This is a genomic window from Geodermatophilus sp. CPCC 205761 (assembly GCF_051383655.1).
In the GTDB taxonomy this organism is placed as follows: Bacteria; Actinomycetota; Actinomycetes; order Mycobacteriales; family Geodermatophilaceae; genus Geodermatophilus.
Window position 1 is genome coordinate 13,838 of the sequence record NZ_JALPKQ010000005.1, and the last position, 13,563, is coordinate 27,400.

The 13,563-nt window shown below is 71.9% G+C and carries 11 protein-coding genes; 7 read left to right on the top strand and 4 right to left on the bottom strand.

Annotated elements, in window-relative coordinates; genetic code table 11:
• Nucleotides 1–23: 23 nt before the first annotated feature.
• Together MY526_RS04165 and MY526_RS04170 are read right to left on the bottom strand one after the other, a co-directional pair.
• Nucleotides 24–1,505 carry a PH domain-containing protein gene (locus MY526_RS04165; RefSeq protein ID WP_436691123.1) on the bottom strand — a complete coding sequence of 494 codons (1,482 nt, stop codon included), beginning with the start codon at nt 1,503–1,505 and terminating at the stop codon, nt 24–26.
• Nucleotides 1,502–2,011 (bottom strand): PH domain-containing protein, encoded by a 510-nt coding sequence (locus tag MY526_RS04170; RefSeq protein WP_436691121.1) that lies wholly within the window; start codon nt 2,009–2,011, stop codon nt 1,502–1,504. The genes MY526_RS04165 and MY526_RS04170 overlap by 4 nt, the downstream gene beginning before the upstream one ends.
• 55 nt (nt 2,012–2,066) lie before the next feature.
• Between MY526_RS04170 and MY526_RS04175 the strand changes: the two genes are divergently transcribed.
• Nucleotides 2,067–2,396 carry a rhodanese-like domain-containing protein gene (locus MY526_RS04175; RefSeq protein WP_436691199.1) on the top strand — a complete coding sequence of 110 codons (330 nt, stop codon included), beginning with the start codon at nt 2,067–2,069 and terminating at the stop codon, nt 2,394–2,396.
• 19 nt (nt 2,397–2,415) lie between these two features.
• Here MY526_RS04175 and MY526_RS04180 read toward each other — a convergent pair whose 3' ends face one another.
• Nucleotides 2,416–4,032, bottom strand: a complete 1,617-nt coding sequence (locus MY526_RS04180; RefSeq protein ID WP_436691119.1) for a long-chain fatty acid--CoA ligase — start codon at nt 4,030–4,032, stop codon at nt 2,416–2,418.
• Between the two features lie 336 nt (nt 4,033–4,368).
• Between MY526_RS04180 and MY526_RS04185 the strand changes: the two genes are divergently transcribed.
• Nucleotides 4,369–5,661, top strand: coding sequence for a PIN domain-containing protein (locus MY526_RS04185; protein ID WP_436703305.1), 1,293 nt, complete (start codon nt 4,369–4,371; stop codon nt 5,659–5,661).
• Here MY526_RS04185 and MY526_RS04190 read toward each other — a convergent pair.
• Nucleotides 5,651–6,859 carry a cytochrome P450 gene (locus tag MY526_RS04190; RefSeq protein ID WP_436703306.1) on the bottom strand — a complete coding sequence of 403 codons (1,209 nt, stop codon included), beginning with the start codon at nt 6,857–6,859 and terminating at the stop codon, nt 5,651–5,653. The genes MY526_RS04185 and MY526_RS04190 overlap by 11 nt on opposite strands.
• A 215-nt stretch (nt 6,860–7,074) precedes the next feature.
• Between MY526_RS04190 and MY526_RS04195 the strand changes: the two genes are divergently transcribed.
• From MY526_RS04195 to MY526_RS04215, 5 genes are all read left to right on the top strand, one after another.
• Nucleotides 7,075–8,010, top strand: a complete 936-nt coding sequence (locus MY526_RS04195) for a DUF5926 family protein (RefSeq protein WP_436691114.1) — start codon at nt 7,075–7,077, stop codon at nt 8,008–8,010.
• A 322-nt stretch (nt 8,011–8,332) separates the two neighbouring features.
• Nucleotides 8,333–9,481 (top strand): multiple monosaccharide ABC transporter substrate-binding protein, encoded by a 1,149-nt coding sequence (chvE, locus tag MY526_RS04200; protein WP_436691112.1) that lies wholly within the window; start codon nt 8,333–8,335, stop codon nt 9,479–9,481.
• 158 nt (nt 9,482–9,639) lie between these two features.
• Complete coding sequence (mmsA, locus tag MY526_RS04205; RefSeq protein WP_436691110.1) at nt 9,640–11,178, top strand: multiple monosaccharide ABC transporter ATP-binding protein; 1,539 nt, start codon at nt 9,640–9,642, stop codon at nt 11,176–11,178.
• Nucleotides 11,175–12,440 (top strand): multiple monosaccharide ABC transporter permease, encoded by a 1,266-nt coding sequence (mmsB, locus tag MY526_RS04210; RefSeq protein ID WP_436691108.1) that lies wholly within the window; start codon nt 11,175–11,177, stop codon nt 12,438–12,440. Before mmsA ends, mmsB begins: the two co-directional genes overlap by 4 nt.
• 83 nt (nt 12,441–12,523) lie before the next feature.
• The gene (locus MY526_RS04215) at nt 12,524–13,558 is read left to right on the top strand and encodes a LacI family DNA-binding transcriptional regulator (RefSeq protein ID WP_436691106.1); all 1,035 of its coding nucleotides are present in this window, start codon (nt 12,524–12,526) and stop codon (nt 13,556–13,558) included.
• Nucleotides 13,559–13,563 lie beyond the last annotated feature (5 nt).

Sequence of the window (13,563 nt, forward strand, 5' to 3'; positions counted from 1 at the left end):
CTCGGCGGGGCAACGCCGCGACCCTAGGACCGCCCACCGACAGGAACTCGGCCCGCGAGCGTCCCCGCCCACGTGCCCGACGACGCGGCCGCGGTGTACGAGGCCACCTCACCGGCCGCCATGTCCACCGCCGGGTAGCCCCCGCTGCCCGCGCCGACGCAGGCCACCACCGTGGCCAGGCCCATCCGGCGCTGGAACACGCTCTGCCGCACCTGCCAGCCGACCACGGCGCGGCGCTGCAGCACCGCCTGCTCCCGCACCAGCCAGCCGCTGCGCACGCTGAACGACCGCGGTCCCGCCCGGTGGCCGAGCGCCCGGTACCGGCCGATCCCCATCGGCACGCCGAGCACGGTGAGCACCACCCCGGCGACGAGCACCCACCACCAGCCCAGCGTCGCCGCGGCCAGCCCGCCCAGCGCGGTGACCAGCAGGCCCGTCGCCAGCGCGCGGACCAGCCGCCGGCGCAGGGCCCCCGGTGGGTGCAGCTGCAGCGGGCCAGGGTCCTCGACCAGCCGCGTCAGGAGCGCCCCGGCCTCCGTCCGCGGCCCCAGCGGCAGCAGCTGCCCCCGCCGGTTGGCCTGCCCGAGCCCGGTGACCAGCGCGTTCACCCGGGCCGCCCGCACCCAGCGCATGCCCAGGCCCTCGCTGATCGTGCCGCCGCGGATCCGGTCGACCTCCAGCTCGGTGTGCCGCCGGGTCAGCAGGCCGCGGACGGCGACCAGCGACCCGCCCCGCCGCACCAGCCGGAACCGCCAGTTGACCACCGCCGCGCCGACCACCGCGGCCAGCGCCAGCAGCGGCACCGCGGCCAGCAGGGCCAGGACGAGGAGCTGGGTGTCGGAGAGGTCGGGTCCCTCCACGTCGGGCACCAGGCCGTCGGGCAGCTCGTCGACGAACCGGAACAGCGTGCCGACGGCGGCCAGCGGGACGACGAGGTAGCTGCCGACGAGCGGCGCGTACAGCAGCCAGCGGTTGTCGAAGCGGGCGAACACCTCCTCGGCCGGCTCCTCCCGCGCGGCGTCGTCCACCGGTGCCGCGCCGCGGCGGGCCAGCAGCCACTCCCGCAGCCGGTCGCCCTCGGCCCGCGGGACGCCGTCGACGACCACCTCCTCCTCGTTCACCCCCACCGCGCCCGCGGCGGCGTCCACGCGCACGCGGACCAGCCCGAACAGCCGGTGCAGCGGCGGCGTCTCGACCTCGACACCGCGGATCCGGTCGTTGGGCACGGTGCGCACCGACCGCGCCAGCAGGCCGCGGGTGACCACCATCGCCGTCGGCCCGTCCGCGTAGCTGAACCGCCACCAGCTGAGCGCGGCGGCGAGCAGGGAGAGCGCGGTGATGGTCCCGGCGAGGACGACCACCGTGGTCAGCCCGTCGTCCAGACCGGTGACCGCGACGACCGGGATGAGCACCGGCACCAGCTGGCGGGCCTGCCGGAAGGTGGCGGTGTGCACGAGCACGATCCGCGGCGAGGTCCGCCGCGCGGGTGCCGCGGCCTGGCTCACGTGGCCTCGTCGCGGACGGCCTCGGCGCGGCGGGCGAGGTCGTCGGCGACCCGCGCGGCGACGTCGGCCTCCAGGTGCCAGACCCGCACCGTGCCCTGGCTGGAGGCGGTGAGCACCGCGACGGTGGCCAGGCCGAACAGTTGCTGCAGCACGCCGCGGGTGACGTCGACGGTCTGGATCCGGGAGACCGGCACCAGCGTCCAGGTGCGGGTCAGCCAGCCGGTGAGCGTGTAGACCGCCTCGTCGGTGACCTCCCAGCGGTGCACCCGGTGGCGGAACCACGGCCGGACGCCGATCGCCACGACCGCGTACACCGCGACCAGGGCCGGCAGCAGCCAGCGGAGCACCGGCACCGGGCCGCCGACGGGCACGAAGAGGACGAAGGCCGCCACCAGCGCTCCGGAGAACAGCGCGCCGAGCACCCCCTCGGTCACCCAGAGGCCGATCGCCGCGCGGGACAGCGACCAGGCCGGGTCGCGGACGGGGGCGGCGGGAGAGGCGGTCATCGCCGTCCATCCTGGCAGCCGGACGCGCGGCGGCCGTGTGCATCATGGGGACGTGATGCCGCTGCAGGTCCCGACCGTCTCCGCCGCCGAGCTCCCGGAGGACGCCGTCGTCCTCGACGTCCGGGAGGACGACGAGTGGGTGTACGGCCACATCGACGGCGCCACGCACATCTCGATGGGCGACGTCCCGGCGCGGCTCGACGACATCCCCGAGGCCGACCCGCTCTACGTGATCTGCCGCAGCGGGGGCCGCTCCGCGCGGGTGGCCGCGTGGCTCAACGTGAACGGCTACGACGCGGTGAACGTCGGCGACGGCATGGGCGGGTGGGAGGCGGCCGGCCGGCCCCTGGTGAGCGAGACCGGCCGGCCCCCCTTCGTCCGTTAGGCCGCGCGCGGGGAGTCCGTCAGCTCGGCAGCTCGAAGTCGGCGAACTTCGCGCGGAGGTCCTTCTTCGAGAACTTGCCGACGCTGGTCTTGGGCACCTCGTCGATGAACGTGACGGCGTCGGGCAGCCACCACTTGGCGACCAGCGGCTTGAGGTGCTCGAGCACCTCGTCCTCCGTCATGGACTCGCCCGGCTTGAGGACGACGCAGGCCAGCGGGCGCTCGTCCCACTTCGGGTGCGGGATGCCGACGACGGCGGCCTCCTTCACCTTCGGGTGGCTCATGATCGCGTTCTCGAGGTCCACCGAGCTGATCCACTCACCACCGGACTTGATCAGGTCCTTGGTGCGGTCGGCGATCCGGATCGAGCCGTACTCGTCCATCGCCGCGACGTCGCCGGTGCGCATCCAGCCGTCCGGCGTGGACAGCACCACCCCGGCGTCCGGGTTGTAGTAGTCCTGCGCACACCACGGCCCGCGGACCTGCAGTTCGCCGGTGGCCTCGTCGTCCCACGGCTGCGGCTCGAGGGTCTCGGCGTCGACGATGCGCGCCTCGACGCCGAGGAACGGGATGCCGGCACGGGCGCGCTGGGTGGCCTTGGTGTCCTCGTCGGCGTCCACGAACCGCCGGGGGAGGACGCCGGAGGAGGCGACCGGGTGGGTCTCGGTCATTCCCCAGGCCTGCAGGATCGGCAGGCCCACCTGCTCGCGGTAGGCCTCGCTGAGCGCCCGGGGCACCGCCGAGCCGCCGCAGCCGATCTCGCGCAGCACGTGCGGGCGGCCGGCCAGGTGCGGCAGCACGCCCTGCCAGATCGTCGGGACGCCGGCGGTGAAGGTGACGCCCTCGTCGACGATGAGGTCGGCCAGCGCCTGCGGCTGCATCATCGACCCCGGCATGACCAGCGAGGCGCCGGCGGCGGGCGCGGCCTGTGCGATCCCCCAGGCGTTGGCGTGGAACATCGGCACGACCGGCATCGCGACGTCGCGGATGGCCAGCCCGAAGGCGTTGGGCGCCATCACGCCCATGGTGTGCAGCCAGGTCGAGCGGTGCGAGTAGACGACGCCCTTCGGGTTGCCGGTGGTGCCGCTCGTGTAGCACATCGACGCGGCGGAGTTCTCGTCCTCGACGTGGAACTCGACCGGTTCGGCCTCGGCCAGCAGCGTCTCGTAGTCCAGGATCCGCGGGTCGTCGGGGATCTCGTTGTCCCCGCCGTCGTCCATGACCACCACGTGCCGGACCGTCTTCATCGTGTCGATGAGCGGCCACAGCAGCGGCAGCACGGTGCGGTCGGCGAAGACGACCTCGTCCTCGGCGTGGTTGGCGATGTAGGTCAGCTGCTCGGGGAAGAGCCGGACGTTGAGGGTGTGCAGCACCCGGCCGGTGGACGGCGCGGCGAAGTAGAGCTCCAGGTGCCGCTGGGAGTTCCACGCGAACGTGCCGACCCGGCCGTCGGCGCTGATCCCGAGCGTGTCGAGCACGCCGCCGAGCCTGCGGGTGCGCTGCGCCCATTCCGCGTAGGTGCTGCGCGTGATGCCGCCGGGACCGGCCGTGGCGATCGTCCCGTCGCCGTAGTGCTGCTCGACGTGCCGGAAGATCGCATCGATGGTCAGGGGATAGTCCTGCATCAGCCCACGCATGGGCTCAGATCGTGCCAGTGAGCCTGCTCACGATCCACAGGTGACCACCTGCCTGCCCGAGCGGACGGACCTTCCCCCGTGGTCGCCGGAGCCGCGGTGCAGCGCGGGTCCGGCGCCCACGCGGCGGGCCCGGTGGCCGATCACGCCGCCCTCGCCAGGTGATCGCCGTCCTCGCGGTGTGGTCGCCGACCGCGCGACAGACCACTAGGACGGCGGCGCTGCGGCGAGGGTGGCGGTCGTCAACCCAGAACCGGACTGACGTGTCTCACGTCGGCGATTCGGATGAGTCCGTATGGTCCTGGCAACGTCTCTGACCGGAGCGCCCGAGAGGGGACCATGAGCGAGTCAGCTGTTGCAGTACGGTCGATTGGATCGGGCTATGAGGTGTTTGGCGAACAGATTGGTGATGCGTCGACGACACCTCTCGCCGGTCGCTTGATCGCACTCGACACAAATGCCCTGCTGGGCCTCTACCGGGTGCACTGGTCGAGCACCGAGAACATCCTGGCTGCGCTTCGCAAGATCCAGGATCAACTGTTCCTCCCTGCCCAGGTGCAGAGGGAGTTCTGGCTGAACCGGGACAAGGTTCTCCGGGAAGTCATGACCGCCAATCCGACACAAGGCCTCGCTACGGCGGAGACTTCGGTCAAGAAGCTGATTGCAGAGGCCGCCCGGGACATCGACTCCACGGAGCGCGCTGATCTCAGTCGGCTGGTCGATGAGACGTTCACATCCCTGCGGCAGGCGATCGGCGTGCGCTCCGCGGCCAGCCGGGCTCGACGAGCGCTCGCCGACCCGAGTTCTGACGCCGTACTGGCGGCACTGAGCGAGATGTTCGCAGGCCGGACCGGGGCTCCTTTCACGTTGGAGGAGGATGAACGGATTCGACAGCAGGGGCTGAGCCGCTTCGCCCGCAGGCAGCCGCCCGGTTACATGGACGCTGCCAAGGCGGACGGCGGCTTCGGTGACTACTTCCTGTGGGAGCAGTTGGTCGCCGGCGCCAAGACCAGCGGCCGCCCCGTTGTGCTGGTCACCAACGACCTCAAAGAGGACTGGTGGCGCCTGTTGAGCAAGAACGCGCCGATCAGTGCGCGTTTCGAGCTCGTCGACGAGATGCGGAGCCGGGCCGGCGTCGATTTTCGAACGCTGACCCTCGACCAATTGTTGACCGCGTTGGCCAACGACCCGACGTCGGAGCTCGAAGAGAGCGCCATCGATGACAGCGGGGTCGGCGCAGCGGAGGTCGGCGAGACCGAGACTCCCACCGAGACCTGGGAGCCACACGAGTTCGCAGCTGTCGTCGCGCGGCTACGTGAGCTGGGCTATCCCCGTCGTGCTGACGTCATGCTCGCTGCCGCTGAGGTCCCCACTGGGGTGCTCGACCGCTCAGAGGTGCTGTCTCTCCTCGGGTGGTCGCTTGACGCGAAGATGACGGGGTTCACTCGGGCGATTCGCAACGTCCAGCGCGAGCTCGCAGACCGAGCCGTGATCCGTCCGTCGTTGACCTGGGCTCTCAGTGCTGAGTACGACGGCCCCGGCAAGGCGCAGCGATTCGCCGTGCCGCCGGAGATCGCGCGGGCCTCCGTGCACCGTCCTGGACCGCCGGATCACTCCCCACTTACCGCCTGAGCACGACGGGCAGCTCCGCCAGGCCCCGGATCACGAACTCCGGACGCCGCACCGGCTCGCCGCCGAGCTCCAGCCGCGCCGTCCGGTCCAGCAGCGCGCCGAAGGAGGCCTGCAGCTCCACGCGGGCCAGCGGCGCCCCGATGCAGAAGTGGACGCCGGCGCCGAAGGAGATGTGCGGGTTGTCCGTGCGGCCGACGTCGAGCGTCTCCGGGTCGGCGAAGACGGCGGGGTCGTGGTTGGCCGCGCCCAGCAGGGCGGCGATCTTCTGGCCGCGCGGCACGGTCACGCCGGCGATCCCGACGTCCTCGGTGGCGGTCCGCTCGAACAGCTGCAGCGGGGAGTCGAAGCGCATGAGCTCCTCGATCGCCGTCGGCAGCAGCGCCCGGTCGGCGCGCAGCCGGGCCAGCTGGTCGGGGTGCCGGAGCAGGGCCAGCAGTCCGTTGCCGGTGACGTTGACCGTCGCCTCGTGGCCGGCGTTGAGCAGCAGGATGCAGGTGGTGACCAGCTCGTCCTCGGTGAGCCGGTCGCCCTCGGTGTCGCGGACGGTGACCAGGTGGCTGACCAGGTCGTCGCCGAGGTGGCGGCGACGGTCGGCGGCCAGCTCGCGCAGGTAGGCGACGAACTCGCCCGCGGCGCGCTCGGCGGCCTCCTCGACGGCCGTCGTCCGCCCGTACTCGTACATCTTCACGATCGCGTTGGACCACGGCCGCAGCAGCGGACGGTCGACCTGCGGCACGCCCAGGAGCTCGGCGATGACGTCGACCGGCAGCTGCTCGGCCATGCTCGAGAGGACGTCGACCGGCTCTGACCCGCCGGAGCGCTCGACCAGTTCGTCGACCAGCCGGCCGGCCAGCTGCTCCACCCACGGTCGCAGCCGCTCGACGTGCCCGCGGGCGAACGCCGTGCTGATCAGCCGGCGCAGGCGGGCGTGCGACGGCGGCTCCATCTCCAGGATGGCGTTGCGGTGGATGAGGTTGAAGTCCGCGAACCGCTCCGCCGGCTCCTTGTCCCGCCAGATCCGGCCCAGCCGCCGGTCCCGGAGGACGGCGTTGCACTCCGCGTGGGTGAACGCGAGCCACAGGCCCAGGCCCTCGTGCCACTGCACCGGCGCGTGCGCCCGTGCCCGCGCGAACGCCGGGTAGGGGTCGGCGACGACGGCGGGGTCGGTGAGATCGAGCAGGGGGGCGGTGCTGGTCACCACGCGGAGCCTAGTGAGAGGGCCCCTGTCCCCTCCCGCCTCGTCGAGGGCCCCGTCCTCCTCACCCCTCGTCGAAGGACCCCGTCCTCCTCACCCCTCGCACGCTCGGGGCGAGCCTCTGGACGGGGCCGGAGCCACTGGACGGGGCCGGAGCCTCTGGACGGGGCCGGAGCCTCTGGACGGGGGCCGGAACGGCCGCTCCGTAGGCTCGTGCCATGGCCCGCTCCGCGACACGAAAGCGCTCCGCTGCCCCCGCCGCCGACGGGGACGTCAACCCCAAGGCGCCGTGCCCCTGCGGCTCGGGCCGCCGGTACAAGCACTGCCACGGCTCGGGCTACGCGCCGCCGGTCACCCGGCCGTTCGAGGGCCTGCCCGGCGAGCCGCACTGGGTGGCGCTGCGCGAGCTGGTGCCCGCCGCGACGGTGCCGCTGAGGACGGCCGACGGCCGCGACGTCACCCTCGCCAGCGTGCTGCCCGGTGGCGCCCCCGCCCTGGTCCGGGCGAGCGGGGAGATCATGCTCGGGGTCCAGCTGCAGACCTCCTCCGACGACGTCAGCCGCGACCTCGGGACGGCGCTGGCCGCGGCGCTCGAGGCACCGGCCGGCGCCCCCGTCGACCCGGGCCCGATCGGCGGCGCCGGATCGGCGGGGCCCCGGCTGCAGGAGCTGCTCGACCTCGACGCGCCCTTCGAGGTCACCGTGCACCCGGACTTCGGGTTCTGGCTCGAGGGCACCGACGCCGGACCGGCCGCGCAGGCCGGGCTGGAGCAGGCCAACGCGGCGGTGCTGCCCACCGAGCTGCTGCCCGGGCTCGGTGCCGCCTACTGGGTGCGGCCGGGCGCGGAGCGGGCGCACCTGCGCTGGGTGCGGCCGGAGGCCGAGGAGCGGCTGCTCGACGCGCTGGCCCGGCTGCGGGCGGCGGAGCAGATCACCCTCGGCGAGGGCACCCGCTACGCCGGTGCGTTCCGCGCGCACGGCCTCGTCGTCCCGGTGTGGGACCTGCCGGCCGACGCCCCGGCCGCCGACTGGACGGGGCCGGCGTCGGAGTTCCAGTCCCGGCTGGAGCAGGCCCTGGCCGCCACCGAACCGCTGACCCCCGACGAGCGCCGCGCCCGCGCCGGGCTGCTGTCCCGCCAGATCACCCTCCGCTGAGCTCGCCCCGGACTCCCGCACGGGGAGTCCGGGGTCGGTCGGACTTTCCGCGTCGAAAGTCGGTGGGGTGGCCCGGACTTTCCGCGCCGAAAGTCGTGGGAGTCGGCGGCACTCGCGGTCCGCTGTCGTCACCGGACAGCAGCCGCCGGCCCGCCGCGTCGCGACGTAGTGCACTCGAACGGCTGCAGCGTTACGAGACCGTGACGATGACTTGTCGTCCAGGGGTTGACGGGCACCCGTTGTTAACGCTCACACTGTCTCCGCTCGCCACGGGCGGGCCTGCGCCGGGTCGAGCGCGCAGAAGTCTCGAGGAGGAGATCACGTGAGCAAGAGGCTCGGCTTCACCGCCCTCAGTGCCACCCTGGCGCTGACCTTGGCGGCGTGCGGCGGCGAGGGCGCCGGCGGTAGCGGGGGCGCCGGCGGCGGCGACGCGGAGGACCTGACGGTGGGCGTGTCCATGCCGACCCAGACCTCCGAGCGCTGGATCGCCGACGGCGAGAACGTCAAGGAGCAGCTGGAGGGCGAGGGGTACGCCGTCGACCTCCAGTACGCGAACAACGACATCCCCACCCAGTCGCAGCAGATCGACCAGATGATCACCGAGGGTGCCGACATCCTCGTCATCGCGGCGATCGACGGCACGGCCCTGGCCGGTCAGCTGGAGAACGCGGCGTCCAACAACATCCCGGTCATCTCGTACGACCGGCTCATCCGCGACAGCGAGAACGTCGACTTCTACGTCACGTTCGACAACTTCCAGGTCGGCGTCGCGCAGGCCAACGCCCTGCTCACCGGCCTGGGCCTGCAGACCCCGGAAGGGCAGCCCGGCACCGCCACCGGCCCGTTCAACATCGAGCTGTTCGCCGGGTCGCTGGACGACAACAACGCCTTCTTCTTCTTCGACGGCGCCATGTCGGTCCTGCAGCCGCTGATCGACAGCGGCACGCTGGTCGTCAAGTCCGGTCAGACGAGCATCGAGCAGGCCGCGATCCTGCGCTGGGAGCAGGAGACCGCCCAGCGGCGCATGGAGGACCTGCTGACCTCCACGTACAACGACGGCTCCCGGGTCGACGGTGTCCTGTCGCCCTATGACGGCATCTCCCGCGGCATCATCACCGCGCTGCAGAACGCCGGCTACGGCCCGACGCTCGACGCCGCCAACCCGATGCCGCCCGTCACCGGTCAGGACGCCGAGATCGCCTCGGTCAAGCTCATCCGCGACGGTGTCCAGAGCTCCACGATCTTCAAGGACACCCGTCTGCTGGCCGAGCAGGCCGTCGTCGCCGCCACGGCGTTCGCCGAGGGCAACGAGCCCGAGGCCAACGACACCGAGACGTACGACAACGGCGTCAAGGTCGTCCCGTCCTACCTGCTTCCCGTCGAGACGGTGTTCGCGGACGACATCCAGTCCGTGCTGATCGACACGGAGTACTGGACCGAGGAAGAGGTCGCCAGCGGCCAGGCCGACTGACCTCTCCCCTGAGCCCGGCCGGGCTCGGCAGCGACGCTGCCGGGCCCGGCCGGTACCACCGGGGTCGTTCCCCGTTCGGCGCGCCGCAACGCCGGAGGACGACGATCCTGACAGCACAGCTCCACACCGCAGCGCTCGAGACGAGGACGACGAGGTCCATGGCCGATCACATCCTGGAGATGCGCTCCATCACCAAGACCTTCCCCGGCGTCAAGGCGCTGGAGAACGTCACCCTGGCCGTGGAGCGTGGCGAGATCCACGCCATCTGCGGCGAGAACGGCGCCGGCAAGTCGACCCTGATGAAGGTCCTCTCGGGGGTGTACCCCTCCGGCAGCTACGACGGCGAGATCGTCCTCGACGGTCAGCCGGTCCGCTTCAACGGCATCCGCGACAGCGAGCACGTCGGGATCGTGATCATCCACCAGGAGCTCGCCCTGGTGCCCTATCTCTCGATCGCCGAGAACATCTTCCTCGGCAACGAGCGCAAGGGGCGCGGTGGCCTCATCGACTGGAACAAGGCCAATGCCGAGGCCGCCCGGCTGCTGCACTCGGTGGGGCTGGACGAGAACCCGGTCATCCCGGTCGGCCAGCTCGGCGTCGGCAAGCAGCAGCTGGTGGAGATCGCCAAGGCGCTCTCCAAGGACGTGCGGCTGCTGATCCTCGACGAGCCGACCGCCGCGCTCAACGACAACGACTCGGCGCACCTGCTCGATCTGCTGCGCAAGCTCCGGGAGCGCGGCATCACCTGCATCATGATCTCGCACAAGCTCGGCGAGATCACGGCCGTCTCCGACAACGTGACGGTCATCCGCGACGGCAAGACGGTCGAGACGCTGAGCCTGCATGCCGGCGAGGTGACCCAGGAGCGGATCATCCGCGGGATGGTCGGCCGCGACCTGGAGAGCTACTACCCGGAGCGGGAGTCGCACCCCGGCGAGGAGGTGCTGCGGGTCGAGGACTGGTCGGTCTGGCACCCGACCCAGGAGCGGAAGATCGTCGACGGGGCGAGCTTCACCGTCCGGGCCGGGGAGGTCGTCGGCATCGCCGGCCTCATGGGCGCCGGGCGCACCGAGCTGGCGATGAGCATCTTCGGGCGGGCCTACGGCCGCAACATCACCGGCCGGATGTTCGTGCACGGCAAGGAGGTCCGGCCCAAGAACGTCGCCGAGGCGATCGACGCCGGGATCGCCTACGCCACCGAGGACCGCAAGCACTACGGCCTCAACCTCATCGAGGACATCCGGCGCAACGTCTCCGCCGCCGCCCTGAACAAGCTCGCCACCAGGGGCTTCGTCAACGGCAACGAGGAGATCAAGGTCGCCGAGGGCTACCGCAAGAGCATGAACGTCCGGGCCCCGAGCGTCGCCTCGGTCGTCGGCAAGCTCTCGGGCGGCAACCAGCAGAAGGTCGTGCTGTCCAAGTGGCTGTACACCGACCCCGAGGTGCTCATCCTCGACGAGCCCACCCGCGGCATCGACGTGGGTGCGAAGTACGAGATCTACACGATCATCAACCGCCTGGTCGCATCCGGTAAGGCGGTGCTGGTCATCTCCTCCGAGCTGCCCGAGCTGCTGGGGGTCTGCGACCGCATCTACACCCTGTCCGCGGGCCGGATCACCGGTGAACTGCCCGTCGGTCAGGCGACCCAGGAGAACCTGATGGAGCTCATGACCAAGGAGAAGGAGCTGGCGGCATGACCAGGACCGTGCCCCCCTCGTCGGAGCCGGAGGCCCAGACCTCGACGGGGCCCAAGGACGTCGCGCCCGCTGTCGCCCTGCACGCCGGCACCAGCGACGTCCGCGCCCTGCTGACGAGCAACCTGCGGCAGAGCGGCATCTACGTCGCCTTCGTGGTGATCGTGGCGCTGTTCGCGATCCTGACCGGGGGCACGTCGCTGTCCCCCGGCAACGTCACGAACATCGTCCTCCAGTACTCCTACATCCTGATCCTGGCCATCGGCATGGTCATCGTGATCATCGCCGGCCACATCGATCTGTCGGTCGGCTCGGTGGTCGCGCTCACCGGCGCGACGTCCGCCGTCCTGGTCATCCGCCAGGGCATGCCGTGGTGGGCCGGGGCGCTCGCGGCGATCGCCGTCGGCCTCGCGATCGGCGCGTGGCAGGGCTTCTGGGTGGCCTACGTCGGCATCCCCGCGTTCATCGTGACCCTCGCCGGCATGCTGCTGTTCCGCGGGCTCACGCTGCAGGTGCTCGACAACATCTCGCTCTCGCCGTTCACGTCGGAGTACAGCCGGATCGCCAGCGGCTTCCTCAACGGGCTCCTCGGCGGCAACGGCTACGACGCGTTCACCCTGCTCATCGGGGGCGTCGCCGTCGCCGGCTACGCCTACAGCCAGTTCCGCACCCGGCTGGCCCGGATCAAGTACCAGCAGCCGGTCGAGTCCTTCCCGCTGTTCGTGGCGAAGATCGTCCTGGTCGGCGCGGTGGTCATGTGGTTCGCCTGGCAGCTGGCGCACGCCCGTGGCCTGCCGATCGTGCTGATCATCCTCGCCGTGCTGATCATCGCCTACGGCGTCATCACCAACCGGACCGTGTTCGGCCGCCAGGTGTACGCGATCGGCGGCAACCTCGCCGCCGCGACCCTGTCGGGCGTGAAGGTCCGGGCGGTCAACTTCTGGATCTTCGTCAACATGGGCTTCCTGGCCGCGGTCGCCGGCGTCGTCTTCTCGTCGCGGTCCAACGGCGCCCAGCCGGGCGCGGGCAACATGTTCGAGCTCGACGCCATCGCCGCCTGCTTCATCGGTGGCGCGGCCGTCACCGGCGGTGTGGGCACCGTCGTCGGCGCCATGGTCGGCGGTCTGATCATGGCCGTCATGAGCAACGGCATGCAGCTCATGGGCATCGACCAGTCCATCCAGTCGGTGGTCAAGGGCCTCGTGCTGCTGCTCGCGGTCGCCTTCGACGTCTACAACAAGCGGCGGGCCGGCAGCTCCCGCTGAGCCGTCGGGCGGCCCCGCGGCATGCCGCGGGGCCGCCCCCGACACCACCGGACCGGTGGCACCCGACGAGGGGAGTGGGAACGGTGGAGCCCGACGGGGCGTCCCGCGCGCTGGTCATGTCCGACGTCGCCGCCCGCGCCGGTGTCTCGCACCAGACCGTCTCGCGGGTCATCAACGGCCACCGCAACGTCGCTCCGCAGACCCGCGAGCGCGTGGAGCGGGCCATCCGCGAGTTGGGGTACCGGCCCAACACCGCGGCGCGGGCGCTGGTCACCGGATCGACCCGCACGATCGGCTTCGTCACGGTCAACATCAACCAGTACGGCCCGGCGCAGACGCTGGTCGGTCTGGAGCAGGCCGCCCGCACGGCCGGCTACTCGTTGAGCGTCACCGTGCTCGACGAGGCGACGGCGGGGGCCATGCGCGAGGCCCTCGACCGCTTCGTCGCCCAGTCGGTGGACGCCGTGGTCGCGCTGGGCACCTACGACGACGCCGCCGAGGCGCTGCACGGGCTGGACGCCCCCGTGCCGCTGGTCGCGGTGCAGAGCGGGGGGTCCAAGGAGTGGCCGGCCGTCGGCGTGGACCAGGTGGCCGGCGCGCGGCAGGCCACCCGGCACCTGCTCGAGCTCGGTCACCGCACCGTCCACCACGTCACCGGGCCGGCCGACTCGCAGGAGGCGCGGGACCGCATCGAGGGCTGGCGCACCGAGCTGACCATGGCCGGGGCCCCGGTGCCGGACCACCTGGGCGGCGACTGGACGCCGTCGTCGGGGTACGTGGCCGGCAAGCGGCTGGCCGGCCGGGTGCGGGACGGCGAGGCGATCAGCGCGGTCTTCCTGGCCAACGACCAGATGGCGCTCGGTCTGCTCGCGGCGTTCCACGAGGAGGGGCTCGACGCGCCCCGCGACATCAGCGTGGTCGGCTTCGACGACCTGCCCGAGTCGCCGTACTTCACCCCGCCGCTGACCACCGTACGGCAGGACTTCGCCGAGCTGGGCCGGCGTGGTGTCGAGCTGGTCCTGGCCCGGCTGCGGGGTGAGGAGCTGCACCCCGACCCGGTGCCGGCCGAGCTGCTGATCCGGTCGAGCACCGGGTCGGTACCGGGCCGCGCGGTGTGACGTCC

Coding starts and splice junctions, on each gene's coding strand:
- MY526_RS04170 (WP_436691121.1), bottom strand. CDS start 2,011: ATGACCGCCTCTCCCGCCGCCCCCGTCCGCGACCCGGCCTGGTCGCTG.
- MY526_RS04175 (WP_436691199.1), top strand. CDS start 2,067: ATGCCGCTGCAGGTCCCGACCGTCTCCGCCGCCGAGCTCCCGGAGGAC.
- MY526_RS04180 (WP_436691119.1), bottom strand. CDS start 4,032: ATGCGTGGGCTGATGCAGGACTATCCCCTGACCATCGATGCGATCTTC.
- MY526_RS04185 (WP_436703305.1), top strand. CDS start 4,369: ATGAGCGAGTCAGCTGTTGCAGTACGGTCGATTGGATCGGGCTATGAG.
- MY526_RS04195 (WP_436691114.1), top strand. CDS start 7,075: ATGGCCCGCTCCGCGACACGAAAGCGCTCCGCTGCCCCCGCCGCCGAC.
- mmsA (WP_436691110.1), top strand. CDS start 9,640: ATGGCCGATCACATCCTGGAGATGCGCTCCATCACCAAGACCTTCCCC.
- mmsB (WP_436691108.1), top strand. CDS start 11,175: ATGACCAGGACCGTGCCCCCCTCGTCGGAGCCGGAGGCCCAGACCTCG.